Source organism: Rhizobium sp. BK049 (genome assembly GCF_014193135.1).
Taxonomy (GTDB): domain Bacteria; phylum Pseudomonadota; class Alphaproteobacteria; order Rhizobiales; family Rhizobiaceae; genus Rhizobium.
Map to the genome: position 1 here is coordinate 58,488 of NZ_JACHYV010000029.1, position 26,182 is coordinate 84,669.

The window sequence follows — 26,182 nt, forward strand, 5'->3', positions numbered from 1 at the left end:
GAGCGGAAGGAATTTATCATGCCTTTAGCAATCTTAGCCTTGACGATCGCGGCCTATGCGATCGGTACCACAGAATTCGTGATTGTCGGTCTTTTGCCGACCGTTGCCAGAGACCTCAACATTACCCTGCCGCTTGCCGGGCTTATCGTGAGCGTCTATGCGCTCGGCGTCACCTTTGGCGCGCCGATCCTGACGGCGCTCACTGCCAAAATCGAAAGAAAGCCGTTGCTGCTCGGCCTAATGGCCTTGTTCATCGTTGGCAATACAGTCGCGGCGTCGTCGCCGGGCTACGATCTGCTGCTTGTGGCCCGGGTGATCGCCGCCTTCGCCCATGGCGTGTTCTTCTCGGTCGGCTCGACCATTGCCGCCGATCTCGTGCCGGAGAACCGCCGCGCTTCGGCCATTGCCATGATGTTCATGGGCCTGACAGTTGCCATCGTCACGGGCGTGCCACTCGGCACCTATATTGGCCAGATCCTCGGTTGGCGCGCGACTTTCTGGGCCGTTGCCGCACTCGGCGTCATCGCCTTCCTCGCCATTGCCGCCCTGTTGCCGCACACGCTCAAGAAGGCGCCGCCGGCAAGCCTGCTCGATCAGCTTCGCGTTCTTGGCTCCGGTCGTCTGCTCATCGTCTTCGCAATGACAGCGCTTGGCTACGGCGGCACCTTCGTCGCCTTCACCTTCCTGGCGCCAATCCTGCAGGAAATCACCGGCTTCTCCGAGGAGAGCGTCAGCCTTATTCTGGTTCTCTACGGCATCGCAATCGCAATCGGCAACATTGCCGGCGGCAGGATCGCCAACCTTAATCCGGTCAAGGCATTGATCGGTCTGTTCATCTTGCAGGCTATTGTACTTGTCATCTTGACCTTTACCGCGGCCTCGCCGGTTCTGGCGATCGTCACCCTTGCTGCGCTCGGGTTCCTTCAGTTCGGAAACGTGCCCGGCCTCCAGCTCTATGTCGTCAAACTGGCCAAAGAACACCGTCCGGGTGCCGTGGACGTCGCATCGGCTCTCAATATTGCCGCCTTCAACCTAGGCATCGCGATCGGCGCATGGCTGGGGGGTCTGGTGGTTGAATCGCCGCTTGGCCTCGGTGCGACCCCTTGGGTTGGTGCCATCCTGGTTGTCATCGCTCTGTTGCTGACCGTGTTGAGCGGCGCTCTCGACCGTCGCGCGGTTCCGGCCCTGAAGACAGCCTAACACAGCGACCCGGCGCGTTCGGCGCCGGGTCGCTCCCATCGGATCTCACCCAGGAGAATTCCCATGTCTACGTTGAAAGCCCGCCAGTTTTCCGCGCTTTCGGAGGACGCCTGACGCCCGGGGGGCGAAATTTCGTTTCTCGGCTGATGGCGATCAACGGGCGTGGTTTTGAGACGATCGCTGCCTTCATTGAGGGCCAGATTGTTTCCCCGACTGGTTACCGAAGGAGAATCCAAGAGATCTGCTGAAAACACGACTGCTGATGGCCGATGAACTAGTTGGCGGCTTTGGACGAATTGCAGATACCGCACGGAAACAAAACGGCAGCTATGTGGTTACTGATCAGACGCGCAGGAGCGTTTCCCTTGCGAGGAAAAGTAGCCGTAACGGGAGCAAGACGATGGACACAGCAGCACATTGGGCGCTTCTCCTTGGCATATTGACGTTGGCGAGCTGGTTGGTCGGAGGCTTCGCGGCTGTGCTTGGAAACGTGGAGCTTGGCCATCACGGGCAAAAGACAGCCGAATATCTGACATTCGGTCTGAGCGTCACCGGCTTCATCTCCGCCATCGCGATGGTATTGATCCTGGTGATCCGATGACCTCGATCACCCGACTGGCCATAGGTCCGGCCTTCCCGCGACCGTCAATTATGTGGCTGCGGGCTGGATGATCGTTCGGGGGATGAGCTCTGATCGATCTGCCTATCCGCTACCCTGACGTCGCGCGGCGGTCTGCCCGGCGGCAGCAGGCGGACGACGAAAGATCGAGACTTGGTTGCGTCCGGCCTCCTTGGCGCGGTAAAGCGCCATGTCGGCCTCGTGCTGGAGATTGGCCAACGAAACATCCGTATCGAGTGCCGATTTGAACGCCACCCCGACGCTCAGCGTCACCGAGGGGCCAACGCTGGAGGCCGGGTTCGGCAGGGCGGCCGCTTCCACGCTTTCGCGTATTCGCTGGGCGACCGCGACGGCCTCTTCTTCATCGACATCAGGAAGCACGATGAGAAACTCCTCGCCGCCATGTCGAGAGACAAGATCGCGATCTGCGCGCACGCAGCTCTGGATGATGCCGGCAACCTTGACGAGGCAGCGATCGCCTTCGCCATGGCCGAGCTTATCGTTCAGCCCCTTGAAATGATCAATATCGCACATCAGCATGGCGACGCCAGTTTCGCGGCCATTGCGCCAGAGGCCCTCGAGCGTTTCCATCATCCAACGGCGATTGGCGATCCCGGTGAGCGGGTCGGTTCGGGCCAGCCGCTCCAATCGGGCGTTCGCGTCGGCCAGCTCCGCGACACGGCGTTGATCCCTGCAGTCCAGAAGAAATGTCTTCTGCGCCAGGATGTTCATCGTTCGCCTGGCGACCACCGTCGCGATGATCCCACAGGAAAAGAACAGGGTCGCGGCGACGACACTGCCCGCCTCCAAGAGCGGGTTGTACCATTGGAGGATAAAGTAGAGACAAAGGGCATAACAGGCAATTGCAATCGTCCAGGCCAGCGGTACGCTGAAGATGGTGATTGCGCTCGTCGCGACGAACAACATGATGCTTAAATGCCGCTCGTAAAATTCGCCGCCGGCATAAACGCCGACGAGCCCGACCGAGAGGAGAATAAGGAACATTCCCACAAGCAGCGACGCCCGCTGAACGGCCGCCGGCCGCGGCTTGTTCCAGACGACCGCGGTCAAGATTGCCGCCGGCGGCAAAAGGCAGGCGGGGGCAATCATCGACAGAACGATCTGCCCGGGAAGCAGGAGTGCGTTCAGCGCCAGCGTCAGAACATCGACGAATGCGACCCAAATCATCCAGGAGCGGATGACCTTCGCGGTCTGCCGCCACAGCCTTTCGTCAAAACGGCGGCGCAGCTCGCCCGTCAGGCGGATATCGCGGGTTCGGCCCGATAAAAGACGTTCGACCTCATCCGCCATTACGCCAGACAGCGGCCGTGGGGGCACAGACCCCGCTGGTGAGGTTTCAGAGGAAGTGCTTTTGGCATCACTCATCTTTGATTTAACTAGCCGCGATGCAAAGCCCGGCAAGGCTTACGTACCCGCATCGGGATTCGTATGTTGATATTTTGTAAACAAGATTGCGCGCGCGGTCTGGGCCGGATCGTCTCGCTCATGCTACCAACCCTTTTCCGAAAGGGGACAGGATGAGGCTCAAACTGGTTGCAGTTGCGGTTGCGGCGCTGGCGCCGGTGGTTGCGATGCTCGTCTACAACGAAGTCGCGCTCCGCCACCAGCGCAACGAGGAAGTGCGCGCCTCCGCGGCGCAGGCGGCGCGGCAAGCCTCGTCGGAAGTCGAACGGATCATCGAGGGTCTGCACGCCCTTCTCGTCGCCGTATCCGCCATGCCTTCCGTCCGGCACCTCGACGTCCAGGCTTGCAACGATGCACTGAAGTCGGTTGTCGAAAGCATCCCCAACATCCGCACCATCTTCGTCGCCGGTCTCGATGGGCGGCCGATCTGCGGAAGCATGGCTTTTCCCCCGGACGTGGTGTTTTCCGACCGCGATTACTTCCGGCAGACTCTGGAGACCAAAGACTTCGTCGTCGGCACCTATACGCAGAGCCGCCTTTCCGATCGCCCGGTGTTGCCGCTCGCGATGCCGCTGATGGAAGGCGATAGCATCAAGGCGATGATCATCAGCGGAATTCGGCTGGACTGGCTGCAGAACCGCATCACCGAGCGCGGTGTTGCTCCCGGCAATGCGGTGACGCTCGCCGACGCCAAAGGGACTATCATTGCGCACGTTCCCTCTCCCGAACAGTTCGTCGGTACGGTTATGCCCGAGGAATACCAGCGGCTGATCCACGCCGAACAGCCTGATGTCATCGAGATGACCGGCCAGGACGGAACAGCGCATATCGTCGGCTATCGCCCGATAGCCTTGCCTTCCAACCCACTCTATGTCAGCGCCGGCTTCTCGAAAGCGGAAGCCTTCGCGCCGATCGACCGGGCGACGCTGATGAATACGCTCGCCATCATCGGCGGTGCGCTTTTCGCCTTCCTCGCCGCGATTTTTATCGGCAACCGCTTCATCCTGATACCGATCTCCAGGATCGCGGATGTGATGGAAAGTTGGCGCAGCGGTCAGACGACGGCGCGGACCGGCATGAAGGGACCGGGCGAGCTGGGGCAGGTCGGCGCAACCTTCGATCGGCTGCTCGATGAACTCGAAGAGCGCAGGCGCCAAAATCAGCAGGCGGAGGAGGAACGAAGCCTGCTCGTCCGTGAGCTGGCGCATCGCGTCAAGAATGGCTTCACGCTCGTGCAGGCGATTGCCAGACAAACCTTCTCGCGGTCCGATCCGGAGAGATACAGTTCCTTCGCCGAGCGGCTCGCAGCCCTCGCCGGCACCTATGACCTCATCCTGTCGCGGGAGGGGTCGGCTTCGCCCATTCGGGATATCCTCTCCGCAGCCCTGCGGGCGCATGTCGCCTCGCAAGCCGAGCGCATTCATTTCGAAGGACCGGACGTCGTTCTTCCCGCAGACACTGCCCTCCCGCTCTCGCTCGTGATTCATGAGCTGGCGACCAATGCAACCAAGTATGGAAGCCTCGGCAGCGAAAATGGAACAGTCACCATCGAATGGAAACATGAGGATGGATGCGTCCAGCTTCTGTGGACGGAAGCCGGCGGCCCGCCGGTCTCGACGCCGACGAAAAAGGGCTTCGGCTCGGTGCTCATAGAACGTGCCTTCCCTTCGAAGGCGCAGGCGCGATCCCGGGTGGACTACCGGACCGAAGGCCTCATCTTCGAAGTAATATTTTCGATTGGGGAACCGGTTGCCAAAGGCGAAGTTGACCCTCCAAGCCGGGACGAAAAGCATACGAGCCAGACATGAAAACCAAGGTAGTCGTGGTCGAGGACGAAGCTCTGCTGCTGATGATGGCGGTCGCCATCGTCGAGGAGGCAGGCTTTGAGGCGCTCGAGGCACGCAATGCCGACGAGGCGCTGATGCTTTTCGAAAGAGTGCCCGGCATCCGGATCCTGTTTACGGATATCGACATGCCGGGCAGCATGGATGGCTTGATGCTGGCAAAGGCTGTCCGCGACCGCTGGCCGCCGGTGGAAATTATCCTCGCCTCCGGCATGAAGCAGCCGGACGCGAATGACCTGCCTGAGCGCGGCCTCTTCTTCTCCAAGCCTTACGACATCCGCAAGCTCACCGATGCGCTCGTCAGGATGGCTGCCTAAAGCATGGTCTTCAAAAACGTCGCCGAGGCGTCTTTGGAAGCTGAGCCATGCATCCTTTTGGAATCTTGTGCGTTTCCCTAATCCAACAGCAAAGGAGACGATCATGTCGAAACGTGAACTGGTAGATACGGGCACCGACAAGCGCTACGTCCGCCGCGACAATCGCGGTCGCTTCAAGGAATCCGACGACGTCGGCCGCTCGCTGGCGGCAGACAAGCGGCGGCGGGCAAAGAATGACACCAAGCCTGGGGAAGGCGACCGAGGCGACCATCACGCCAAAAAGCACTGAAGGCGCTGCGGCGGGAAAACCTCTTGACGTCAGGAGGAGGCCTCACTTCTTCGCTGGCGAGGGACGCTGTAGATCGATGCGGCTCGTCACGACCGACTGGCCCGAGGCCGGATCTCGGTCAACCGTTTGCAGTCGCAACCTGTCTTGCCCGACTTTCTCAATCATCAGCGTGGCGTCTCGATCGCCATTGACGATCCGCGCCCAGGTCACGCGCAGGTTCAGTGCTTCACCGTTCCTGCTGCCGGCAAGCTTGGACGGCTGCCCCGATGGACCGATGTAATTGCCAGTGTAACGCTGCCCGGCTGCCTTCACACTTGCCGAGAAACTTCGGGTGAAAACCGCCAAGCCGCGGCATTTTCCGTTCATCGAGACGGCGGATGCGCTGGCATCTGATCTGAGGGTACACGAGACATTGAAATTGGTGCCGCCTATCTTGGTGAGCACCATTCCACCCCCGCTCCAGTCACCTGCCAAGGATTGCAAAAATCCTGCCTCGGACGCCTTTACGTTCGACGGCAAGCAGGAGAGCGAGAGCAAAGTCGCGATCAGGACGGCACGCATGATATCCCCCACGCTAGCGTGCCCTTACAACTGGCGAACGCGGCAGATTGTTCCCGGCGCCGAGGCGCTGGCGCCATCGTGGCAGCAGCGGGCAGTCGCCTCCTTATTCAATCTGGGACGGCTCGCTGAGATACGACTTCGATCTTGCGGAGATTGAAGAAATAGCGACGGGGATCATTATCGACGCACATCATACCGGCCACTTCGTGATCTCCCATCCTGCGGAAATAGTCGGCGATAGGCTGCCTGTCGTAGACCATCGCAGCAGTGCTGACGTTGTCGAACGTCCGTAGCTTCAACGAGGCGGTCGTGCCCCGCGCCCGGAGTGCCTTCTGCAGATAGGAGAACCAGTTCCGGGCGATCCGAGTGCGGCCGAACGGCGCCGCCTTGATCGCCAGGCTGATTGGGATAATTCCGGGTTCGATCGCCACCAGCCGATCCGACCGCCACTGAAAGAGGAGGGCGTCCGCGCGCATGTCGGCGTGAAACCGCTTGCCGAACCAGCCGAGGTTCTCGAGAACGCCGTCGAGCGGGTGATCCGATGGTATGCCCGCACCTCGCCACAGGCCGAGCATCTCGGTCGGCAGGACCGGCGCCAGCGAAGAGAACCAGGCCGTCATTTCGTTCTGTCGCTTAGCGCTTTTCAGCGGCATCATGACCCCGGCTTGGTTGACAACAGGGCTTGCAGCGACACCGGCCTGAGGCCCTGCGCATCGACGCCGACATCGTACTGGCGGGGCAGGGGCTTGAGGCGGCCGTGGGAATGTCCGTGCAGATTGATCGACTTCTTCCCCATCTTCTTCCAGGTGCGGAAGGGGTAATGGCACAGGATCAGCAGATGATCGTCCAGCGTCATCTCACTGTAGTGCTGAACGCTTGCCCATCCCGTCGCCTCTGTCGTCGCCGGGGGATCATTATTCCCGATGATGAGGTGCTTCCGCCCGTTCAGCATCGAAAGGAGCTGGTCGCAGTCCCCACCGCGGAACGACATGAAGTCGCCGAGATGCCAGATATCGTCCTGCGGGCCAATGATTTCGTTCCAGTTCTGGATCAGGGTCACGTCGTGGGACGTCATGTCGGGAAAGGGGCGTCGGTCGATGCGAAGGACGCGGGGATCTGCAAAATGGGTATCGCCGGTAAAATAGATCATCTGACAGAGATGGCGCAGCCCGCCTGCTTGGGAAGCCGCCGTTTTTGCTAATGGCCAGGTGTGGGGATCGAATGTTTCACGTCGTCAAGGGACGGGCTGTGCACGATGCGATAGCGCGCTTCGACGAGGTTATAGATCCCGAAGGCCGCCAGTCCGATCGCCACGGCGATATAGAGGATGGCGCCGAAAGGAAGCCGTCTCACCCATTCGAGCGCGTCCGCCATGCTGCCTGCCTGCTCAGGGTCAACACGAAAACCTGCATAGGCGAAAAAGATTCCGGTGATCACAAAGACGATGCCGCGGGCGACGAGGCCGTAGACGCAGACCGAGGTCACCACGCCGCTGGCGTCGGCGAGCCTGAGATAGCGCTCGAATTTCCTGGTGATGCCCTTAACCGCCGTCACGACCCCGCCGATGATGAAGCCGAGACCGACGGCCATGGCAAGATAGGCGCCGAACGGCTGCGACATGATCCACTGGGCCAATCCCTTCTCACCCGAGCCTTCGCTTCCGCCGCCGCTGAAGAGTGCGTGCCCCAGCGCGTATCCGGCAAGCCCGAGATAGACGACGGCGCTGCCGAAGAAAACCGCGCGGATGGCGATGGCCTTAGTGTCGCGGCCATGGCCGTCGCTGTCGGCGAGCGACTGCGCCAGTCGCCAAGCGACGAAACCCAGAAGTCCGACGCCGATGAGCCCGACCCAGACGCGACCGAAGGGCTGTTCGAGAAGCGTCGAAAGTGCCGATTTCGTTTCCGGCTTCCCCCCGGCAACGCCGGAGAAGAGAGCGAGGCCCGCCACGAGGAGGAACACGATACCGCGCGCCACATAGCCGCTCTTGGCAAGCAGGTCGAAACGAAATCCTTTGGGCATGATATTCTCCGCGCGTCTGTGTGGCTGTCAGCTCTAACGCGCCACCGCGCGGAAAGTTGTCCTCGAGGAAAGACCATGATCATTGAGGGAGTTGCCGATGCCGGTCCGTAGCGCCGGGCTTCTCATCTACCGCCTTTGCGAGACGAGGCCGGAGGTCCTGCTCGTTCATCCCGGCGGTCCCTTCTGGGCAAAGAAGGACCAGGGCGCCTGGTCGATCCCGAAAGGATTGATCGAAGCCGGCGAAGACGAACTGTCGGCAGCAATCCGGGAGGCGCAGGAGGAACTCGGCGTCGAAATCAAGGGAAGCTTCGTCCCGCTCGGAGAATATCGCCAGCCTGGCGGAAAGGTGGTGGTCGTCTGGTCGGTGGAGGCGGACGTCACGCTTGATGTCGAGAAAGTACGGAGTTCGGAGTTTCAGATCGAATGGCCGCCGCGATCGGGTCGGATCCAAAGTTTTCCCGAGGTCGACCGCGCCGGGTGGTTTGCGATCGCAGAGGCTGAGATCAGGATTCTCAAGGGCCAGGCCGCAATGCTTGCCGATCTCGTAAAACAGCTCGGTCGAGACCAGTGAACGCGCTCAATCGCCTGAAGCACGCGAGGCCTTTAACCTCGATCGACTCCGGTGATCTCCGGAGTGAAAGCAATTACTTTTTCGCATATCCGGTTTTCGTCACCGCTGTTCGCGGCTAGCAGAAGCGCGGCGGCGGCTTCGCCCATCTGGCGCCGCGGCGAGATCGAGGTCGCAATCCTGACGGGGAGGGCACTGGCAACATCCAATCCGTTGAAGCCGGCGATCAGGATTTCGGCAGGGCTGGAAATGCCGAGTTCCAGGCATGCGAAGACGCCGCCCGTTGCCATGTCATCGTTGGAATAATAGATGCAATCGAGATCCCGGGTCGCGGCAAGCATGGACATCGACAGCCGCTTGCCGTGCGCCACTGAGGAATAGGCGGCGTTGAACCGCTCGTCCACGAAGGAAAGGCCGCTCTCGCGCAGCACTTTCTCGAAGCCGGCCTTCCGCTTGCCTGCGCGCAGATCTCTGTCGATCGCGCTGCCGATATAACCGAACCGCCGGCGACCGGCCGCCAAAAGCGCTTTTGCCATCTCTTCCCCAGCCTTGCCGTGCGAGAGGCCAACGTTGAAATCGATCGGTGTGCCGTCGAGGTCCATCAGCTGGATGACGGGAATGGCTGCATTCTGCAGCATTTTGACCGTTTCCGCCGGCTGATCGAGGCCCGTCACGATGATGGCGGCAGGCCGCCAGGAGAGCATGTCGCGGATGATCTCCCGTTCCTTCGCCATGTCATAGTCGGAGATGCCGAACACCGCCTGCATGCCGGATCCCCGCAGCCCGGCGGAAATGCCCGCCAGCATTTCGGGAAAGACGATGTTGGACATGCTGGGAACGACGACGGCGACGAGATTGGTGCGCTGCGACGACAGTGAGAGCGCCAGCCGGTTGCCGACATAGTTTAGCCGCTCGGCCTGTTGAAGCACCTTTTCGCGGGTCTCCTTGGAGACGTCGGCGGCGCCGCGAAGAGCGCGCGATGCCGTCATCTTGCTGACGCCTGCCGCAGCGGCAACCTCTTCCAGTGTGGATTTACGCATCGCACCGACCCCATCGTCGAACTGCCTCGCCAGCGGGCAACGTCAGACTCATAGGCTCTTTTCCAAAAAAGGAAAACACTCGCTACTTGACATGCACGGTAAAAATGGGCGTTGTTACCGATACCGGTATCGATACCAGCCATCGGAAACGGGAGAGAAGCCGTGCGGGGGACAAGGAAGGCCATGGTCGTCGAATGGGAGTCGATGGGCGGACAGGCAGCACTTCGGAGGGTCCGGCATCTGATTAACGTTCGATACCGATCATCTGCGGATCAGGAAAGGTGACTTGACCCGCAGGTTGCAAACCTATCTGAATTCGATCAGGCATATGCCGATCGGGCCGGTTCCAGATCGCGTCGCGAGCCGGCCGGGGAGTGACCACAAGACAATACGAAGAGTAGCCTGATCTTGACCGAAGAGACCGGCCGACGGGAGGAAGAGCCGATATGCATGTGATGATCCTGGGCGCAGCCGGCATGGTCGGCCGCAAGCTGGTCGAGAAGATCGGGCGCGAGCCGCTCGCTTTCGGCCGGCCCGTCACCCGTCTGACACTGGTGGATGCCTTTCAGCCGCCGGTGCCGGAGACGCTCCAGGCGGTCTCGACGACGCAGACGATCGACCTTGCCGCCGCCGGCGCAGCTGACAGGCTGATTGAAAGCCGGCCGGATCTGATCTTTCACCTGGCCGCCATCGTGTCGGGTGAGGCGGAGGCTGATTTCGACAAGGGTTACGCCGTCAACCTCGATGGTACCCGCGCTCTCTTCGATGCGATCCGTCAGCTCGGCCTCAAGAGCGATTATGTACCGCGCGTCGTCTTTGCCTCCTCGATCGCCGTCTTCGGCACACCGTTCCCGGAGGTCATTCCGGACGAATTCTTCACAACGCCGCTGACGAGCTACGGCACCCAAAAGGCGATCGCCGAACTGCTGCTTGCCGATTATTCCCGCCGCGGCATCTTCGACGGCATCGGCATCCGGTTGCCGACCATCTGCGTGCGCCCCGGCGCACCCAACAAGGCGGCCTCCGGTTTCTTCTCCAACATTCTGCGCGAGCCGCTGGTCGGCAAGGAAGCCATATTGCCGGTCAGCGACAGCGTGCGGCACTGGTTTGCCAGTCCGCGCGCGGCCGTCGGCTTTTTTGTCCATGCCGCGACGATCGATACCGAAAAGATCGGCGCGCGGCGCAACCTCACCATGCCGGGCCTTTCCGCGCTGGTCTCCGAAGAGATCGACGCTCTGCGCCGGGTGGCCGGCGACAAGGCGGTCGCCCTCATCAAACGCGTGCCCGATCCCGTGATTGAACGCATCGTCGCCGGTTGGCCGACTCAGTTCGATGCGACCAGAGCCTCTTCGCTCGGCTTTACGGCGGAAACGAGCTTCGACGAAATTCTGCAGGTGCATATCGAGGATGAACTCGGCGGGAGGATTGCGTGAGCATATCGGCGGGAGGAGAAGCAAGGATCGCGCTTGTCACCGGCGGCGGCACCGGTGTCGGGCGTGCCATATCAAGGGGACTCGGCGCTGCCGGCTACAGGGTCGTGATTTCAGGGCGACGGGCCGATGTGCTTGAGAAGGCGGCGAGCGATCTTGGCAGCGAAACGGGGGCCGAGTTTTTCGCAGTTCCTGCCGATGTCGGCGATCCCGCTTCGGTGCGGGCTCTGTTCGACGCGATCTCGGAGAGATATGGACGGCTCGACCTCCTGGTCAACAATGCCGGGGTCACTGTGCCGGGAGTGCCGCTCGAGGAGGTTTCCTTCGAGCAGTGGAGCGCCATCGTCGCCGCCAATCTCACCGGTGCCTTCCTCTGCACCCAGCAGGCCTTCCGGCTGATGAAGAGCCAGACCCCGCGCGGCGGCCGCATCATCAACAACGGCTCGGTCTCGGCCACAACGCCCCGCCCGAATTCCGCGCCTTACACCGCGACGAAGCACGCCATTACTGGCCTGACCAAATCAACCGCGCTTGACGGGCGCGAATTCGACATCGCCTGCGGCCAGATCGATATCGGCAATGCCGCCAGCGACATGACGACGAGAATTGCGGCCGGCGTGCTGCAGGCCAACGGCAGCATTGCTGCGGAGGCGACGATCGACCCGGCCCATATTGCCGACGCGGTCGTCTACATGGCCGGCCTGCCGCTCAGCGCCAACGTGCTGACCATGACCGTGATGGCGACAAAAATGCCCTTTGTCGGGCGAGGGTGAGAAGGCCTGCAGCTGCGGCCGAAGCGACCTATATGCAGTTATGCAGTGCTCATGATCTGGGAGGAGGGAGTATGGCAAACGTTCAATTCGCGGATGTCCGGAAATCATTCGGCGCGCATCCCGTCATTAAGGGGGTGGACATCGATATCGCCGACGGCGAATTCGTCATCCTCGTCGGCCCCTCTGGCTGCGGCAAGTCCACGCTTCTGCGGATGCTGGCAGGGCTCGAGAATATTTCCGGCGGCGAGATCAGGATCGGCGGGCGCGTCGTCAACACGCTGCCGCCGAAGGACCGCGACATTGCCATGGTGTTCCAGAATTATGCGCTCTACCCGCATATGACGGTGGAGCAGAACATGGGCTTCTCGCTCATGCTCAACAAATCGCCGAAATCAGAAGCGGAAAAGCGGGTGAAATATGCCGCCGGGATCCTCGGTCTCGACAAGCTGCTCGACCGTTATCCGCGCCAGCTTTCCGGCGGCCAGCGCCAGCGCGTCGCCATGGGCCGGGCGATCGTGCGCAATCCGGAAGTCTTCCTGTTCGACGAGCCGCTGTCCAACCTCGATGCGAAACTGCGCGTCGCCATGCGCGCCGAGATCAAGGAACTGCACCAGCGCCTGAAAACGACGACCGTCTACGTCACGCATGATCAGATCGAGGCGATGACGATGGCCGACAAGATCGTCGTCATGCATGACGGCATCGTCGAGCAGATCGGCAGCCCACTCGAGCTTTACGACCGCCCCGCCAATCTCTTCGTCGGCGGCTTCATCGGCTCGCCAGCAATGAACATGATCCACGGCAGGCTCGATCCGGAGAACCCCAGCCAGTTCGTCGCCGCCAACGGCACGCGGCTGCCGGTCTCCAAACCGCCGGCAAGCGCTATCGGCCGCGACCTCGTCTACGGGCTGCGCCCAGAATATATCTCGCTCGATGCCAACGGCCTGCCGGCCGAGATCGTGGTGATCGAGCCGACCGGCTACGAGACGCATCTGACCGTCCGCCTCGGCGGCAGCGATGTCAGCTGCGTCTTCCGCGAGCGTGTCGATGCCCGTCCGGGTGAAGCCATCCGCGTGGCGATCGACGCCAAACATGTGCATCTCTTCGACGCCGAAGGCGGCATGAGATTGACTGACTGACGCCATCCGGCGGGATAAGGGGAGAGGAGGAGTCTTCCGTTCCGCCGGAGCGCAAGCATTCGAAGGGTGAGCCCCACGGGAGCAAAAACCTCCCAGGGGAGCTTACGCCTCCGGGATGCCAGGCCGCCGTTCACCAAGCGGGAGGTGAATGCCGGAGAATTGCTCCCGCTGTTTCAATGAGGAGGAATCTCATGACGATCAAGAGACGTGAATTTCTTGCTGCATCGGCAGCCGTTGCCGGTGTCGCCGGCCTTGGCATCAAGCCGTCCTTTGCGCAGGCCGAACCGACCTACACGCCGGAAAGCGGCGCCAGCCTGCGGCTGCTGCGCTGGACGCCTTTCGTGAAGGGCGATGAGGATGCCTGGCTCGCCAATACCAAGAAGTTCACCGAGGCGACGGGCGTAGAAGTGCGCATCGACAAGGAGAGCTGGGAGGACATCCGTCCGAAGGCAGCGGTCGCGGCCAATGTCGGCTCCGGTCCGGATCTCATCATGTGCTGGTTCGACGACGCGCACCAATATCCCGACAAGCTGGTCGATCTCACCGAACTCGGCAACTATCTCGGCAACAAATACGAGGGCTGGTATGACGGCCTGAAGGGTTACGCCACCCGCGACGACAAGTTCATCGCCATGCCGCTGACAACAATCGGCAATGCCGTCGTCTATCGCGACAGCCATGTGAAGGCGGCCGGCTTCAACGAATTCCCGAACGATACCGCAGGCTTCCTCGAGCTTTGCAAGGCGATGAAGGCAAAGGGAACGCCCGCTGGCTTCCCGCACGGCAAGGCAGTCGGCGACGGCAACAACTACGCCCATTGGCTGCTCTGGAGCCATGGCGGCAAGATGGTCGACGAAAGCGGTACGGTGACGATCAACAGCCCGGAAACGCTCGCCTCTATCAACTACGCCAAGGAGCTCTACGCGACCTTCATTCCGGGCACGGAAAGCTGGCTGGATGTCAACAACAACCGTGCCTTCCTCGCCGGCCAGGTATCGCTGATCGCCAACGGCGTCTCGGTCTATTACACGGCCAAGAACGACCCGAAGCTCGCCGAGATCGCCAAGGACATCCGCACGACGAACTTCCCGATCGGGCCGGTTGGCAAGAGCGTCGAGCTTTTCCAGACGAGCTCGCTGCTGCTCTTCAAGCACAGCAAATATCCGGAAGCGGCAAAGGCCTACGTCAAGTTCATGATGGAAGCCGATCAGATGAATGCCTGGATCCAGGGCTCCAGCGCCTATTGCTGCCAGCCCCTCAAGGCCTTCGCCAATAATCCGGTCTGGACTGCCGATCCGGTTCACGCGCCCTATGCGCGCGCCTCGGAAAAGCTGCGCCCGAACGGTTATGCCGGGCCGCTCGGCTACGCCTCGGCGGCGACCATGGCCGACTACGTGCTGGTCGACATGTATGCCGCCGCCGTCACCGGCCAGAAGTCGCCCGAGGACGCGATGAAGGAAGCCGAACGCCGGGCAAACCGCTACTACCGCGTCTGATCCGGAGCCTGGACCTGCGGCATGCCTGATGTCCGGCATGCCGCGAGCCTCTGAAGCGCGTCACATCAGATTTGATCCATGCGCCGCGCTTTAGTTCCTTGTTTTTAGGCATGTCGTTGTCCCGGAACCGCTGCACACTTCCGGGCGACATGCATCAGGACTGAATGCAATCTGGAGACAAGCAATGTCGACCTTGGACTCAGGGGATAAGCGCGGCCCCTCGCTAATGCAGAACAACAACGTGCTCGGCTTCCTCTTCATGCTGCCGGCCGCCGTGTTCCTCGTCTGCTTTCTCACTTATCCCTTGGGGCTCGGCGTCTGGCTTGGTTTTACCGACACGCGGATCGGCCGGGACGGCATTTTCATCGGCCTGGAGAACTATGAATTCCTGGCCGATGACGCGGTTTTCTGGCTGTCAGTCTTCAACACCATCCTTTACACGGTCATCGCCTCGGCTCTGAAATTCGCTCTCGGCCTCTGGCTGGCGCTGCTCCTGAACCAGCATCTTCCGTTCAAATCCTTCTTCCGGGCGATCGTGCTCCTGCCCTGGGTAGTGCCGACGGTGCTTTCGGCGCTGGCCTTCTGGTGGATCTACGATTCCCAGTTCTCGATTATCTCGTGGTCGCTGATGAAGCTCGGGCTGATCAGCGCGCCGATCAACTTCCTCGGCGATCCCACGAATGCCCGCATCTCGGTCATCGTCGCCAATGTCTGGCGCGGCATTCCCTTCGTAGCTATTTCGCTGCTCGCCGGCCTGCAGACGATTCCGGCCTCGCTGCAGGAGGCGGCCTCGCTCGACGGCGCGACGAGCTGGCAGCGCTTCCGCTATGTGACGCTGCCGATGCTGACGCCGATCATCGCCGTCGTCATGACCTTTTCGGTGCTCTTCACCTTCACGGATTTCCAGCTGATCTACGTGCTGACCAAGGGCGGGCCTGTCAACGCCACGCATCTGATGGCCACACTCTCCTTCCAGCGCGGCATTCCGGGTGGCCAGCTCGGCGAGGGTGCTGCCATCGCCGTCGCCATGATACCCTTCCTGCTCGGCGCCATCATGTTCAGTTTCTTCGGTCTGCAACGCCGCAAATGGCAGCAGGGCGGACAAGATTAAGGAGCGAACCATGTCGACCAATCTCAAAACGGCCGATGAGGTCCTGACCGACAATGCCGAGGGCATGAGCTACCTGAACCGCCTGCCGCGGCGCGTGGTGATGCTCTACCTGCCGATGGCCGTCTTCGTCTTCGTGCTGCTCTTTCCCTTCTACTGGATGGCGATCACCGCGGTGAAGCCGAACGAGCAACTGACGGATTACAACAACTACAGCCCCTTCTGGGTGGTCGGCCCGACGCTTGACCACATCAAATACCTATTTCTCGAGACATCTTATCCCGGCTGGCTGTGGAATACGATGCTGGTGGCTGTGGGGTCGACGGCGCTGTCGCTCGTCGCCTCGGTGTTCGGCGCCTACGCGATCGAGCGCGTGCGCTTCACCGGCTCCAGGCAGATCGGCCTCGTCATCTTTCTCGCCTATCTCATTCCGCCGTCGATCCTCTTCATCCCGCTCGCCTTCATCGTCTTCAAGCTCGGGATCTACGACTCGCGTCTGGCGCTGATCTTCACCTATCCGACTTTCCTCATTCCCTTCTGCACCTGGCTACTGATGGGCTATTTCCGCTCCATCCCCTTTGAACTGGAGGAGAGCGCGCTGGTGGACGGCGCCAACCGCTGGCAGATCCTCGTCAAGATCATCCTGCCGCTTGCCGTGCCGGGCCTGATCTCGGCCGGCATCTTCGCCTTCACGCTCTCCTGGAACGAATTCATCTACGCACTGACATTCATCCAGTCCTCGGAGAACAAGACCATTCCGGTTGGCGTCCTGACCGAGCTGGTGCGGGGCGACGTTTTCGAATGGGGATCGCTGATGGCAGGCGCCCTGTTCGGCTCACTGCCAGTCGTGATCCTCTATTCGTTCTTCGTCGACTACTACGTGTCCTCGATGACGGGTGCGGTGAAGGAGTAACAACGATCGTTTCGGCGGCGGGTGGTGAGGATTTCATTCCCGCCGGCCGAAAAGATGCCGATCGGCTCGTCAACCGCTACCGGACGAACTGCCTCACGAAATCGGCGCCGAGGCCGACCTTCTGATAATGGGCGGCGCACATGTCGATCTTGGTGAAGACATCCTCGAAGCCGGTGTGATCGCCGTTTTCGTCGACATAATACATGCAGCCAGAAATGTTGAAGAAGGTGATCATCTCCTCGACGTCGTCGGGCACGGTCAGCGTATGGGTTTCGCCGGGCGGCTCGAAGACATAGGCTCCTTCGGTGGCCATCCAATCATGTTCGAGGTAGCGCCAGCGGCCCTTGATGACATAGCCGTGAACGGGTGCCGGATGGCGATGGCGGCTGAGGATACCGGCGCGGCGGACCCGCAGGAGATTGCACCATGCGCCCTGCAGCGTGTTCAGCATCAGCGGGCGGAACCAGACATCGGGGGCCTGGGGAACCCAGAGCCGTTCATCTTCGGGAACCGCCGCGACGACGATCTCGGGCGGCGACATAGGGTGGACAGATTGATAGGCCACGGAACCTCTCTCCTTTCAAGCTGCGGCATAACCGCCGTCGACCGGCAGGATAACGCCGGTCATGAAGCCGGCCGCTTCCGAGCACAGGAAGACGATCGGGCCGGCGACGTCTTCCGGCTTGCCCCAGCGGCGCATCGGCGTGCGCTGCAGGATAGGCTCTGCTCTGCTCGGGTCTTCATAGAGGGGACGGGTCAGCTCGGTGGCGATCCAGCCGGGGGCCACCGCGTTGACCCTGATATTGTCCGCCGCCCAGGCAACGGCCAGAGATTTGGTGAGCTGCGCCACGCCGCCCTTGCTGGCGGTGTAGGCCGGCACGACCGGTCCGCCGAAGAATGACAGCATGGAAGCGGTATTGACGATAGCGCCGCCTTTTCGAGCCAGCAGCGGCTTTGCCGCGACACAAACCCGCATCGTGCCCGAGAGATTGACGTCGATGACCTCCGAAAAGGTGGCGGGATCGAACTCCGCGCCGCCGCGCCGAATGAGCCCGGCGCAATTGACGACTGCATCGAGCCTGTCGAAAGAACCGACCAGCCTCTCCACGGAGGCCTGGTCGCGCACATCGAGCACGACGCCGGCAAGACACTCTCTCTTCGGCATGGCGCCGATTTCGGCGGCATCGATCCCCGTCGCCGTCACACGATAACCTGCGTCACGAAGCGCCAGGGCGGCGGAAAGCCCGATACCGCGGCCGCCACCTGTCACCAGTGCATGTTTCATACGCCAACCTCTTTGCTCAGGAATGCCAGAACGTCGCCTCTCCCGGTTATAGGCGCTGCGGCCTCGAACGAAGCGCACCATCGACCCTGTCGCTGTGACCTGTGGTATCGACCGTCTGCACCTTCGCCTGGAATGCGGATGCGTTCGCTCGCGGACGCGACGAATGCGCCATGCAAGCCCATCTTCAGCACGAAGAGTGGTCTGCCAAGCTTCGGCTAAAAATTCACGTTAGCATTCGTGTCGTCAAGGGCCGGTCAGGCGGTCGCATTCTCCAGAGTAGCGAAGATGACATTACAAAGCGAGTGATCGAATGGGCGATCGCGCGAGTACGCTCGAGCGGAACGCATCTGGCCGGCGAAGGCTCTCTTCGGACCATCCGCGCCCGCTTAACATCAGAAGACGCAGAAAGCCGACATCACGAGCGAGGCAGGATACGCTGACAATGTCCCCGATGCTCGGGTATTGCGTAAATTGGATAGCACCGCCACCAGGAAGTCATCGGGCCGTTCAAACGCCGCTGGACCAACTCGCGAAGCGCTGCCGTTTCGGCGGTTTCGCTTTCCGTCCTTTGGCGGAGAAGCTCCAGGCCCTGCTGAAGAACGGAATTCATGCTGGAATCCCGGCCGCTCTCCACCAGCGACCGGGCAAACGCGTCCTGCTGGTCGGTTAGCGAGATCGACGATTTGACACTCATCGGTTTTATCTCCATCGAGCCGAGTTTGCTACTCAGTTGCACATTTGTCGATCTACCGAAAGCCTTCATCTATCGTCATGGCAGGCCCGCTATTGGTAGTGTTTGCTACCAACGCCGCACTTTTCCAGAGAAACGAGTTCATCTGCTTTACGGCCACTGGCAAATGGCCATTGTGGCCAAGAAGAGGGCTCCGCACCGACCGATACGATCAGCTCTTTACAACTAACATGTCAGTCTGCTACACCTGACTCATTAGCTGGGAGGAACAAGGTTGACATCAAGATTCGGGCTCTCCGTCGCTCTCGCCACGCCGTTCGACAGTGATGGCAATATTGCGATCGAGGCGATGATCGCGCAAGCGCGGCGGTGCCTTGCCGCCGGGTGCTCCAGCGTGACGCTGTTCGGGACGACAGGTGAGGGATCTTCCATCGGGAATGGCGAACGGGAACGCATAGTGGCCGCCTTTCTCGATGCCGGCATTGCGCCCGGCAACATCATCGTCGGCGTGCTCGTCGATGCCGCAGAGGATGCGGCGATGCAGGCCGGTCAGGCCCTGTCCAATGGCGCCCGCAACATCCTTCTTGCCCCGCCGTCCTATTTCAAGAACGTGAGTGACGACGGCGTCTTCCAGTGGTTTTCCGCCGTATTCTCCCTGCTGGGCGACACGGCGCGGGATATCATCGTCTATAATCTTCCTTCGGTCACCATGGTGCCGCTGAGCGTGTCGCTGATCGGCCGGCTGCGGACCGCCTTTCCCCATATCGTCACAGGCGTCAAGGATTCCTCCGGCGACTGGCCCTACACCGAAGCGCTTCTCAAAGCGCATCGTGATCTCATCATCCTGGTCGGCGACGAGCGGCACCTCGCAAGGGCCGTGCGGCTCGGCGGCCAGGGCGCCATATCGGGCATGGCGAATTTTGTGCCTGGCGAACTCAAGCCGATGGCCGAAGAGGGCAGGGACGATAACCGCGTCGCCGATTTCGTCGTCGAATTGCTGAAACATCCGGTCATTCCGGCCGTGAAGACGATGGTGGCGTGCACGACGTTGGAGGACATCTGGGTTGCGGTTCGTCCGCCGCTCCTCCCATTATCCGCCGAAGCGCAGGAACAGCTTGCGATTGCTTTTGACCGTCTTTTCCAATCGAAGGCGGCATAGTTAGCCATGTTTGCGGGGGAGGCGATGGACGAAATGGAGGAGCAGCCGACGCTACGGGAAAAGGCCTATGCAAGTTTCACGCGCCACCTGCTTGCCCGTGACGTGCGTCCCGGCCAATTCGTGTCGCAGCGCCGTCTCGTCGAGCTGACCGGGCTGACGCTTGGCGCCATCCGAGAGCTCATCCCGAGGCTTGAAGCGGAGGGGCTGATCAAGACCGTGCCGCAGCGGGGTTTGCAGATCGCTCACATCGATCTCAACCTTATCCGCGAGGCGTTCCAGCTGCGTGTATTCCTAGAGAAGGAAGCTGTGGCGCTCTTCACACAGACAGCGTCGGACGAAACGATCGCCGGGCTGTTGAAGCAGCATCGGGATATCGCCGACGCCATCCGAAACGGCAACGTGTCGCATGAGTTGGAACTGCACGCACAGGCCGTCGATTGGGGCATGCATGATGCCTTTATCGACGCGCTTGGCAACACCATCATTTCGAACGCCTACCGCGTGAACTCGATCAAGATGCGCCTGATCAGCCAGGACCGCTTTCGCATCGACGGCCATGTCGGACCCGTCATGGGCGAGCACCTGAAAGTGCTCGAGGCGATCGAACGACGATCGGCCGAAGACGCCGTCAACAGCCTTGTCGCACACATCAATCATGCAAGGGATCGTGCGCTCAGTATATAATCGAGAATAAACCGCCGGGGGTGAGGAGATCACCGGCAAAAGAGGAGGATAGACATGCCATCATTCTTCAACCCGACGCGGCGCGGATTTCTGGCGGGCACCGCCGCTCTTGGCGCCAGCAGCATGTTCGGCATGCGGCCGGCAGCCGCTGCGGTCGACTGGAAGCGCTTCGCCGGCACCACGCTCGAAGTCAACCTGGTCAAGAGCCCGCGCAGCGAAATCCTGACCAAGTACCTGTCCGAGTTCGAGGAGCTCACCGGCATCAAGGTCAATGCCGAAGCAACGCCCGAACAGCAGCAGCGACAGAAGACGACCATTGAGCTGAGCTCCGGCAAGCCGAGCTTCGACGTTGTGCACCTGAGCTATCACGTCCAGAAACGGCAATTCGAGAAAGGTGGCTGGCTTGCCGATATCAGCGGCTTTCTCAAGGACGCCTCGCTGACGGATCCCTCGCTGGTGGAAAGCGATTTCGCCGAAGCAGGCCTCGCCTTCGCCAAGGACGCCAACGGCGTTCTGCGGTCGCTGCCTTTCTCGGTCGATTACTGGATCATCTACTGGAACAAGGCGCTGTTCGAGAAGAAGGGGCTTGCCTACCCCACGAGCTTCGAAGAACTGGCAAGTGCCGCAGAGGCGCTCACCGATGCCTCCGCCAACACCTACGGCTTCGTCGCCCGCGGCCTCAAGAATGCCAATACGCCGGTCTGGACGACATTGCTGCTCGGCTATGGTTCCAGCCCGCTCGGCCCGGACGGCAAGCTGCGAACGACATCGCAGGAAGCGATCGAGGCGGCCAAGCTTTACCAGAGACTGATGACCAAGACCGCGCCTCCCGGCGTTTCCGGCTTCAACTGGGCCGAGGCGCAGTCGGCCTTCTTGCAAGGCAAGATCGGGATGTGGCTTGATGGCGTCGGTTTCGCCCCACCGATCGAGAATCCGGAAAAGTCGCGCGTCGTCGGCCAGGTCGGTTACGGCGTCATGCCGAAAGGACCGAAGGCGCAGGCCGCGGGCACCTTCGGCGACGGCCTCGGCGTCGTCGCGGCAAGCCAGAAGAAGGAAGCAGCCTATCTGTTCTGCCAGTGGGCGATTTCGCACGACATGGGTGCACGCCTGCTGCAGGCCGGCGCCGGCGTTCCGTTCCGCCAGTCTGTCCTTGCGGATGCGAAGGTCCGCGAAGGCGTCAAGATGCCCGGCTCATGGCTGGATGCCGTTGCCGGCTCCGGCAAGATTTCCCAGCTCGCCCTGCCGGTCATCATTCCGGTCACCGAGTTCCGTGACATCTATGGCGTCGGCCTCACCAACATGATCGGCGGCGCCGATCCGGAAACCGAACTGAAGAAGGCGACGGCCCAGTTCGAACCGGTCCTGGCGAAAAGCGAGGGATAATGGCCTCGGCAGGCATCGAAACGGCCGCTATGGCCAAGGCGTCGAAAGGTGGGAGCAAACCGGACCGGTTTGCTCCCAACTACTGGCCCTTCGTCATCCCGGCGCTCATCGTCATCTCCGGCGTCATCGTCTTTCCGTGGGTGTTCACGGTGTGGATGAGCGTCAACAGCTGGACGCTCGGCCAGTCGCAGGTCTTTGCGGGGCTGGACAATTATATCAGACTCGCCACCGACATGCGGTTCTGGGAGTCGCTGTGGCATACGGTGCTCTATACGGCGCTCTCCGTGCTGCTTCCCCTTTTTCTGGGGACGCTCGCCGCACTGATCTTCGATGCCAGGTTCCCGCTGCGCGGCCTCATTCGAGGCATATTCGTGATGCCGATGATGGCGACCCCCGTCGCCATCGCGCTGGTGTGGACGATGATGTTCCACCCGCAGCTCGGCGTGCTCAACTATCTCCTCTCCTTCATCGGCATCGGCCCGCAGGAGTGGATCTACAATCAGGCGAGCGTCATTCCCTCGCTGGTCCTTGTCGAAAGCTGGCAGTGGACGCCGCTCGTCATGCTGATCGTGCTCGGCGGCCTGGCGGCGGTTCCGCGCGAACCTTATGAGAGCGCCGAGATCGACGGCGCCAATGTCTGGCAAAAATTCCGCTATCTGACTCTGCCGATGATCGCGCCCTTCCTGATGATTGCGGTGATCATCCGCAGCATCGATGCCGTGAAGAGCTTCGACATCATCTATGCCATGACCCAGGGCGGCCCCGGCACCGCCTCGGAAACGATCAACATCTATCTCTACAACACCGCCTTCGCCTATTACGACATCGGCTACGGCTCTGCCATGGCGGTCGTCTTCTTCATCCTCATCGTGCTGCTCTCCTTCGTCCTGATGATGATCCGGCAGCGCGTGAACTGGTCTGACGGGGAGGCACGCTGATGAAGCGCAAGACGCTCGATCGCATCGGACTGCTGTTCGTTGCGCTGGTGATGATCTCGCCGGTCGTCCTGTTTTTCCTCTGGATGATCTCGCTGTCGCTGAAATATGAAATCGACAACGGCGCCTATCCGCCGATCTTCATCCCGGAGCGTTTCGCCTGGTCAAACTATGTGAAGGTCTTCGAGGAGAATAATTTCTTCCTCTATCTCTGGAATTCGCTGCTGGTGACCGGCAGCGCCACGCTGCTGGCGCTCTTGATCGGCGTGCCGGCCGGCTATGGCATCGCGCGTCTGAAGGCGGAGAAATCGGCGATGGTCATCATGATCGCGCGCATGACGCCGGGCCTGTCCTTCCTCATTCCGCTCTTTCTCTTGTTCCAGTGGCTGAACCTGCTCGGCACGCTGATGCCCCAGATCATCATCCATCTCGTCGTCACCGTGCCGATCGTGGTATGGATCATGATCGGCTATTTCGAGACGACGCCGATGGAGCTGGAGGAGGCTGCAAGCATCGACGGCGCGACACCCTGGCAGGTTTTCCGTCTGGTCGCCCTGCCGATTGCGAGGCCCGGCATCGTCGTCGCCTTCATCCTGTCGGTGATCTTTTCCTGGAACAATTTCGTGTTCGGCATTGTGCTCGCCAGTCGCGAGACGCGCACGCTGCCGGTCGCCGTCTACAACATGCTGTCTTTCGAACAGGTCAGCTGGGGACCGCTCGCGGCCGCCGCATTGATCGTCACCTTGCCGGTCCTGATCTTGACGGTGTTTGCGCAACGACAGATCGTGGCGGGCCTGACGGCGGGCGCCGTCAAGTGAGCAGGTGAGACAGAGATTTTGACGGCTTCTTCCGCCTTCGAGCCGCCTCCCGGTCCTGCGCACCGCGTGCTCTGCGTCGGCGCGGCGGTGCTCGACACCTTGTTCCGCGTGCGCTCGCTGCCCACCGGCCAGGGCAAGATCCTGCCCTATGAAATGCTGCAGATCGCCGAAGGCATGGCGTCGAGCGCGGCATTCGCCGTCGCCCGGCTTGGCGGCCATGCCAGCCTCTGGGGCGCGGTCGGCGACGATGCCACGGGCGAACGCATTATTTCCGATCTCGCGGATAGCGCCATAGACACGAGCGGCATGACGGTTGTGCGGGGCGCCCGCTCGGCGGTCTCGACGATCCTCATCGATGATGAGGGCGAGCGCCTGATCGTGCCCTTCTACGATGCGCGGCTGCACGATACGGTCAAACCGGTCACCGAGCAGGATGTCTCCTCCTTCGATGCGGTTCTCGTTGACGTGCGATGGCCAAAGCTTGCGCTGGCGACGCTATTGGCGGCGAGGGGGGCGGCCAAGCCAGCCATCCTCGACGGCGACGTTGCGGGCGAGGGCGTCATCGAGATGCTGGCGCCGGCGGCGAGCCACATCGTCTTCTCACAGCCGGCTGCCGAGCGGCTTGCCGGAACGGCGGATCTCGTCGAGACCGTCGGCCTGCTGAAGCGGAAATTCGAACATGCCTTCATCAGCGTCACGGCTGGCGAAAACGGCTCCCTGTGGTTCGACGATGCAAGCGGCGACATCCGTCACCTCGCCGCGCCGAAAGTGAGGGCCATCGACACGCTTGCGGCCGGCGACATCTTCCACGGCGCTTTCGCGCTGGCCATCGCAGAAGGCCTGCCGATCGAAGAGACGATGCGAATGTCGTCCATGGCGGCGGCGCTGAAATGCCAAGTGTTCGGCGGCCGCATCGGTGCACCCACGCGAGCCGAAGCGTGCGATGCTCTACGGGATTGGAACGTCCGCGTTTCCCAGAAGGCGATCGATATCAAGTTCAGATGAGGCCGGACATCGTATCCTCGCCGACCGCGAGTTGCGCCTCCGCGGTACGAGGGCTGGGCCTTGCCAAATTTTGCTATGCCGTCGGTCTTGGTCGCATAGGGCGCCGCCGATCGTATGCGGCGGAGCAAAAGGGGAGATGCGTGGCTTCCTTGAGCATAAGGCTGCGCAGCATCGAGATCTCCAATGCGGCGATGACAAACCACGCACTTTATGAGGCCGAGCGAAGGCAGTTCACCCGCGCGACTATGACGGCGCGAGGGAGGCGATGAAGGCGGTTAATACGGAAATCGTCGCCCTCATTCACAAAGCGTGGGGCCGGAAACGTGCAGGAAGTTTACTGCAGTAAACAATGAGAACGAGCCCACAGCGACCAGAAACAGCATATCATCTATAATGGAATTGGCGCTTGGTGCGGCCACCCGCAGCATCGCTACCTTGGGTGCCAAAGCCTATGCCGACAAAGGCGATCGAAGGGCAGCTGGCGAGCGGGAGACGGTGATCGATTTCGCCCATACGCTGATCGAAGATCCTTTCCTGCAGGAGGCCCGGTTCTGTGGGCCTGCCAGAGATTGGCGCCTGTGGACCATAGGGCGCGGTTGGGCGCGATCTGATGGCAGCGGCTACGTCGTGCGTTCCAAGCTCGAAGTGAGCCCCTTTGCCTAGGTCTACAAGGCAAAGATCTGATCGAGGATCGGCCGGCGTTCACTGAAGAAAGGTTGCGGTTGGAGTTGACGCGAAATGGTTTTTGACGATACGGCGCTGTGGCGTATGGGCGGAAATCCGCTGAAGAGGCAATGGAAGAAGTACGGGGAATGGGCTTGAAACGCGCGGTGGATTTTTTCCTGGCTTTTGTGGCTTCGGTCATCCTGCTCGTTCCGATCCTTGTCGTCGCTCTCAGTGTCCGGCTAACGTCGCCAGGACCGATCCTCTACTGGTCAAAACGTATCGGGCGTTTCAATCAGATCTTCCTGATGCCGAAATTCCGCAGCATGCGCGTCGACACGCCGACAGTCGCGACACATCTGCTCGAAAATCCCGAGCGGTTTCTGACGCCCATCGGCTCGTTTCTGCGCAAATCCAGTCTCGACGAACTGCCCCAGCTCTGGTGCATTCTGGCGGGCAAGATGAGTTTCGTCGGGCCGCGCCCGGCGCTCTACAATCAATATGATCTGATCGCATTGCGGACGGCCCACGGCGTCGACAAGCTCCTGCCGGGATTGACCGGATGGGCGCAGATCAACGGGCGTGACGAATTGCCGATTCCGGACAAGGTGAAATTCGATGTCGAATATCTTGAGCGACGCTCCGTCGGTTTCGACATGCGCATCCTGTTTCTGACGGCCGAGAAGGTCGTTCGCCGGAAGGGAATAAAGCACTAGCTTACCTACTTCTGATAGATAAGCGGTGCGGAAGGCTTTGATTTCCGATTATTTCAGTTGCGCTCGTTGCAGAAAATGACAAGAAGGTGGTTGTCTGATTGA

Annotated in this window: 28 protein-coding genes and 1 pseudogene; 20 read left to right on the forward strand and 9 right to left on the reverse strand. The window is 61.1% G+C overall.

Features of this window, described 5'->3' with window-relative positions; all coding sequences use genetic code 11:
- The first annotated feature begins 18 nt into the window (after positions 1-18).
- Both FHT70_RS25295 and FHT70_RS30490 read left to right on the forward strand, forming a co-directional pair.
- Complete coding sequence (locus FHT70_RS25295; protein ID WP_183705588.1) at positions 19-1,200, forward strand: MFS transporter; 1,182 nt, start codon at positions 19-21, stop codon at positions 1,198-1,200.
- 262 nt (positions 1,201-1,462) lie between these two features.
- Complete coding sequence (locus FHT70_RS30490) at positions 1,463-1,801, forward strand: hypothetical protein (protein WP_246721968.1); 339 nt, start codon at positions 1,463-1,465, stop codon at positions 1,799-1,801.
- Positions 1,802-1,903: 102 nt separating this feature from the next.
- Here the strand turns inward: FHT70_RS30490 and FHT70_RS25305 are convergent, their stop codons facing one another.
- Positions 1,904-3,205, reverse strand: coding sequence for a GGDEF domain-containing protein (locus tag FHT70_RS25305; protein ID WP_183705589.1), 1,302 nt, complete (start codon positions 3,203-3,205; stop codon positions 1,904-1,906).
- 152 nt (positions 3,206-3,357) lie between these two features.
- Here FHT70_RS25305 and FHT70_RS25310 point away from each other — a divergent pair, with 152 nt between their 5' ends.
- The 3 genes from FHT70_RS25310 to FHT70_RS25320 all read left to right on the forward strand — a co-directional run bounded on the left by FHT70_RS25310 (position 3,358) and on the right by FHT70_RS25320 (position 5,694).
- A complete protein-coding gene (locus FHT70_RS25310; protein ID WP_183705590.1) occupies positions 3,358-5,052 on the forward strand; it encodes a cache domain-containing protein in 1,695 nt (564 codons plus the stop codon).
- The gene (locus FHT70_RS25315) at positions 5,049-5,405 is read left to right on the forward strand and encodes a response regulator (protein ID WP_183705592.1); all 357 of its coding nucleotides are present in this window, start codon (positions 5,049-5,051) and stop codon (positions 5,403-5,405) included. Before FHT70_RS25310 ends, FHT70_RS25315 begins: the two co-directional genes overlap by 4 nt.
- Positions 5,406-5,508: 103 nt before the next feature.
- The gene (locus FHT70_RS25320) at positions 5,509-5,694 is read left to right on the forward strand and encodes a hypothetical protein (RefSeq protein WP_183705599.1); all 186 of its coding nucleotides are present in this window, start codon (positions 5,509-5,511) and stop codon (positions 5,692-5,694) included.
- A gap of 42 nt (positions 5,695-5,736) precedes the next feature.
- Here the strand turns inward: FHT70_RS25320 and FHT70_RS25325 are convergent, their stop codons facing one another.
- The 4 genes from FHT70_RS25325 to FHT70_RS25340 form a co-directional block, all read right to left on the reverse strand.
- Entirely contained in the window at positions 5,737-6,255 is a 519-nt protein-coding gene (locus FHT70_RS25325; RefSeq protein ID WP_085781378.1) for a hypothetical protein, read from the reverse strand.
- A gap of 107 nt (positions 6,256-6,362) precedes the next feature.
- Positions 6,363-6,908, reverse strand: coding sequence for a GXWXG domain-containing protein (locus FHT70_RS25330; protein WP_183705601.1), 546 nt, complete (start codon positions 6,906-6,908; stop codon positions 6,363-6,365).
- Positions 6,908-7,405, reverse strand: a complete 498-nt coding sequence (locus FHT70_RS25335) for a metallophosphoesterase family protein (RefSeq protein WP_085781379.1) — start codon at positions 7,403-7,405, stop codon at positions 6,908-6,910. Before FHT70_RS25335 ends, FHT70_RS25330 begins: the two co-directional genes overlap by 1 nt.
- Positions 7,406-7,452: 47 nt before the next feature.
- A complete protein-coding gene (locus FHT70_RS25340) occupies positions 7,453-8,274 on the reverse strand; it encodes a DUF1206 domain-containing protein (RefSeq protein ID WP_183705603.1) in 822 nt (273 codons plus the stop codon).
- 97 nt (positions 8,275-8,371) lie between these two features.
- Between FHT70_RS25340 and FHT70_RS25345 the strand changes: the two genes are divergently transcribed.
- The gene (locus FHT70_RS25345) at positions 8,372-8,845 is read left to right on the forward strand and encodes an NUDIX domain-containing protein (RefSeq protein WP_183705605.1); all 474 of its coding nucleotides are present in this window, start codon (positions 8,372-8,374) and stop codon (positions 8,843-8,845) included.
- A gap of 32 nt (positions 8,846-8,877) precedes the next feature.
- Here FHT70_RS25345 and FHT70_RS25350 read toward each other — a convergent pair whose 3' ends face one another.
- Positions 8,878-9,882, reverse strand: a complete 1,005-nt coding sequence (locus tag FHT70_RS25350; RefSeq protein WP_085781382.1) for a LacI family DNA-binding transcriptional regulator — start codon at positions 9,880-9,882, stop codon at positions 8,878-8,880.
- Between the two features lie 446 nt (positions 9,883-10,328).
- Between FHT70_RS25350 and denD the strand changes: the two genes are divergently transcribed.
- The 6 genes from denD (at position 10,329) to FHT70_RS25380 (ending at position 16,741) form a co-directional block, all read left to right on the forward strand.
- Positions 10,329-11,315 carry a D-erythronate dehydrogenase gene (gene denD / locus FHT70_RS25355; RefSeq protein WP_183705607.1) on the forward strand — a complete coding sequence of 329 codons (987 nt, stop codon included), beginning with the start codon at positions 10,329-10,331 and terminating at the stop codon, positions 11,313-11,315.
- On the forward strand, positions 11,312-12,085 hold the full coding sequence (locus FHT70_RS25360) for an SDR family oxidoreductase (RefSeq protein ID WP_097600114.1): 774 nt from the start codon (positions 11,312-11,314) through the stop codon (positions 12,083-12,085). The genes denD and FHT70_RS25360 overlap by 4 nt, the downstream gene beginning before the upstream one ends.
- Before the next feature lie 71 nt (positions 12,086-12,156).
- A complete protein-coding gene (ugpC, locus tag FHT70_RS25365; protein ID WP_183705608.1) occupies positions 12,157-13,224 on the forward strand; it encodes a sn-glycerol-3-phosphate ABC transporter ATP-binding protein UgpC in 1,068 nt (355 codons plus the stop codon).
- 191 nt (positions 13,225-13,415) lie between these two features.
- Positions 13,416-14,720: an ABC transporter substrate-binding protein gene (locus FHT70_RS25370; RefSeq protein ID WP_183705610.1), complete on the forward strand. Its 1,305-nt coding sequence runs from the start codon at positions 13,416-13,418 to the stop codon at positions 14,718-14,720.
- A 184-nt stretch (positions 14,721-14,904) separates the two neighbouring features.
- On the forward strand, positions 14,905-15,831 hold the full coding sequence (locus tag FHT70_RS25375) for a sugar ABC transporter permease (RefSeq protein ID WP_097600112.1): 927 nt from the start codon (positions 14,905-14,907) through the stop codon (positions 15,829-15,831).
- 10 nt (positions 15,832-15,841) lie between these two features.
- Entirely contained in the window at positions 15,842-16,741 is a 900-nt protein-coding gene (locus FHT70_RS25380; RefSeq protein ID WP_040112047.1) for a carbohydrate ABC transporter permease, read from the forward strand.
- Between the two features lie 76 nt (positions 16,742-16,817).
- Here the strand turns inward: FHT70_RS25380 and FHT70_RS25385 are convergent, their stop codons facing one another.
- The 3 genes and pseudogenes from FHT70_RS25385 to FHT70_RS25395 form a co-directional block, all read right to left on the reverse strand.
- A complete protein-coding gene (locus FHT70_RS25385; protein WP_085781388.1) occupies positions 16,818-17,282 on the reverse strand; it encodes a 2,4'-dihydroxyacetophenone dioxygenase family protein in 465 nt (154 codons plus the stop codon).
- Between the two features lie 39 nt (positions 17,283-17,321).
- A complete protein-coding gene (locus FHT70_RS25390) occupies positions 17,322-18,026 on the reverse strand; it encodes an SDR family oxidoreductase (RefSeq protein ID WP_097600110.1) in 705 nt (234 codons plus the stop codon).
- Positions 18,027-18,522: 496 nt separating this feature from the next.
- A pseudogene (locus FHT70_RS25395) lies at positions 18,523-18,720 on the reverse strand (type II toxin-antitoxin system ParD family antitoxin); the annotation flags it as partial.
- A gap of 271 nt (positions 18,721-18,991) precedes the next feature.
- Between FHT70_RS25395 and FHT70_RS25400 the strand changes: the two are divergent.
- The 8 genes from FHT70_RS25400 (at position 18,992) to FHT70_RS25435 (ending at position 26,080) form a co-directional block, all read left to right on the forward strand.
- Positions 18,992-19,876: a dihydrodipicolinate synthase family protein gene (locus FHT70_RS25400; RefSeq protein ID WP_097600109.1), complete on the forward strand. Its 885-nt coding sequence runs from the start codon at positions 18,992-18,994 to the stop codon at positions 19,874-19,876.
- Between the two features lie 6 nt (positions 19,877-19,882).
- Positions 19,883-20,560 (forward strand): GntR family transcriptional regulator, encoded by a 678-nt coding sequence (locus FHT70_RS25405; protein WP_183705612.1) that lies wholly within the window; start codon positions 19,883-19,885, stop codon positions 20,558-20,560.
- A gap of 54 nt (positions 20,561-20,614) precedes the next feature.
- Positions 20,615-21,943 (forward strand): sugar ABC transporter substrate-binding protein, encoded by a 1,329-nt coding sequence (locus tag FHT70_RS25410; RefSeq protein WP_183705614.1) that lies wholly within the window; start codon positions 20,615-20,617, stop codon positions 21,941-21,943.
- Positions 21,943-22,881 carry a sugar ABC transporter permease gene (locus tag FHT70_RS25415; RefSeq protein ID WP_085781402.1) on the forward strand — a complete coding sequence of 313 codons (939 nt, stop codon included), beginning with the start codon at positions 21,943-21,945 and terminating at the stop codon, positions 22,879-22,881. The genes FHT70_RS25410 and FHT70_RS25415 overlap by 1 nt, the downstream gene beginning before the upstream one ends.
- Positions 22,881-23,696 (forward strand): carbohydrate ABC transporter permease, encoded by an 816-nt coding sequence (locus tag FHT70_RS25420; RefSeq protein WP_085781403.1) that lies wholly within the window; start codon positions 22,881-22,883, stop codon positions 23,694-23,696. Before FHT70_RS25415 ends, FHT70_RS25420 begins: the two co-directional genes overlap by 1 nt.
- Positions 23,697-23,714: 18 nt before the next feature.
- Positions 23,715-24,701 (forward strand): sugar kinase, encoded by a 987-nt coding sequence (locus tag FHT70_RS25425; RefSeq protein ID WP_183705616.1) that lies wholly within the window; start codon positions 23,715-23,717, stop codon positions 24,699-24,701.
- A 393-nt stretch (positions 24,702-25,094) separates the two neighbouring features.
- On the forward strand, positions 25,095-25,364 hold the full coding sequence (locus tag FHT70_RS25430) for a hypothetical protein (protein WP_183705618.1): 270 nt from the start codon (positions 25,095-25,097) through the stop codon (positions 25,362-25,364).
- 149 nt (positions 25,365-25,513) lie between these two features.
- Positions 25,514-26,080, forward strand: a complete 567-nt coding sequence (locus FHT70_RS25435) for a sugar transferase (RefSeq protein ID WP_183705620.1) — start codon at positions 25,514-25,516, stop codon at positions 26,078-26,080.
- Positions 26,081-26,182 lie beyond the last annotated feature (102 nt).

What these genes read in the sequence shown, in the direction of transcription:
- FHT70_RS25315 (WP_183705592.1), top strand. Translation starts at nt 5,049, where the DNA reads ATGAAAACCAAGGTAGTCGTGGTCGAGGACGAAGCTCTGCTGCTGATG.
- ugpC (WP_183705608.1), top strand. Translation starts at nt 12,157, where the DNA reads ATGGCAAACGTTCAATTCGCGGATGTCCGGAAATCATTCGGCGCGCAT.
- FHT70_RS25415 (WP_085781402.1), top strand. Translation starts at nt 21,943, where the DNA reads ATGGCCTCGGCAGGCATCGAAACGGCCGCTATGGCCAAGGCGTCGAAA.
- FHT70_RS25325 (WP_085781378.1), bottom strand. Translation starts at nt 6,255, where the DNA reads ATGCGTGCCGTCCTGATCGCGACTTTGCTCTCGCTCTCCTGCTTGCCG.
- FHT70_RS25420 (WP_085781403.1), top strand. Translation starts at nt 22,881, where the DNA reads ATGAAGCGCAAGACGCTCGATCGCATCGGACTGCTGTTCGTTGCGCTG.
- FHT70_RS25435 (WP_183705620.1), top strand. Translation starts at nt 25,514, where the DNA reads ATGGGCTTGAAACGCGCGGTGGATTTTTTCCTGGCTTTTGTGGCTTCG.
- FHT70_RS30490 (WP_246721968.1), top strand. Translation starts at nt 1,463, where the DNA reads ATGGCCGATGAACTAGTTGGCGGCTTTGGACGAATTGCAGATACCGCA.
- FHT70_RS25405 (WP_183705612.1), top strand. Translation starts at nt 19,883, where the DNA reads ATGTTTGCGGGGGAGGCGATGGACGAAATGGAGGAGCAGCCGACGCTA.
- FHT70_RS25345 (WP_183705605.1), top strand. Translation starts at nt 8,372, where the DNA reads ATGCCGGTCCGTAGCGCCGGGCTTCTCATCTACCGCCTTTGCGAGACG.
- FHT70_RS25350 (WP_085781382.1), bottom strand. Translation starts at nt 9,882, where the DNA reads ATGCGTAAATCCACACTGGAAGAGGTTGCCGCTGCGGCAGGCGTCAGC.
- denD (WP_183705607.1), top strand. Translation starts at nt 10,329, where the DNA reads ATGCATGTGATGATCCTGGGCGCAGCCGGCATGGTCGGCCGCAAGCTG.
- FHT70_RS25375 (WP_097600112.1), top strand. Translation starts at nt 14,905, where the DNA reads ATGTCGACCTTGGACTCAGGGGATAAGCGCGGCCCCTCGCTAATGCAG.
- FHT70_RS25320 (WP_183705599.1), top strand. Translation starts at nt 5,509, where the DNA reads ATGTCGAAACGTGAACTGGTAGATACGGGCACCGACAAGCGCTACGTC.
- FHT70_RS25295 (WP_183705588.1), top strand. Translation starts at nt 19, where the DNA reads ATGCCTTTAGCAATCTTAGCCTTGACGATCGCGGCCTATGCGATCGGT.
- FHT70_RS25310 (WP_183705590.1), top strand. Translation starts at nt 3,358, where the DNA reads ATGAGGCTCAAACTGGTTGCAGTTGCGGTTGCGGCGCTGGCGCCGGTG.
- FHT70_RS25340 (WP_183705603.1), bottom strand. Translation starts at nt 8,274, where the DNA reads ATGCCCAAAGGATTTCGTTTCGACCTGCTTGCCAAGAGCGGCTATGTG.
- FHT70_RS25370 (WP_183705610.1), top strand. Translation starts at nt 13,416, where the DNA reads ATGACGATCAAGAGACGTGAATTTCTTGCTGCATCGGCAGCCGTTGCC.
- FHT70_RS25390 (WP_097600110.1), bottom strand. Translation starts at nt 18,026, where the DNA reads ATGAAACATGCACTGGTGACAGGTGGCGGCCGCGGTATCGGGCTTTCC.
- FHT70_RS25430 (WP_183705618.1), top strand. Translation starts at nt 25,095, where the DNA reads ATGGAATTGGCGCTTGGTGCGGCCACCCGCAGCATCGCTACCTTGGGT.
- FHT70_RS25335 (WP_085781379.1), bottom strand. Translation starts at nt 7,405, where the DNA reads ATGATCTATTTTACCGGCGATACCCATTTTGCAGATCCCCGCGTCCTT.
- FHT70_RS25410 (WP_183705614.1), top strand. Translation starts at nt 20,615, where the DNA reads ATGCCATCATTCTTCAACCCGACGCGGCGCGGATTTCTGGCGGGCACC.
- FHT70_RS25380 (WP_040112047.1), top strand. Translation starts at nt 15,842, where the DNA reads ATGTCGACCAATCTCAAAACGGCCGATGAGGTCCTGACCGACAATGCC.
- FHT70_RS25305 (WP_183705589.1), bottom strand. Translation starts at nt 3,205, where the DNA reads ATGAGTGATGCCAAAAGCACTTCCTCTGAAACCTCACCAGCGGGGTCT.
- FHT70_RS25330 (WP_183705601.1), bottom strand. Translation starts at nt 6,908, where the DNA reads ATGCCGCTGAAAAGCGCTAAGCGACAGAACGAAATGACGGCCTGGTTC.
- FHT70_RS25385 (WP_085781388.1), bottom strand. Translation starts at nt 17,282, where the DNA reads ATGTCGCCGCCCGAGATCGTCGTCGCGGCGGTTCCCGAAGATGAACGG.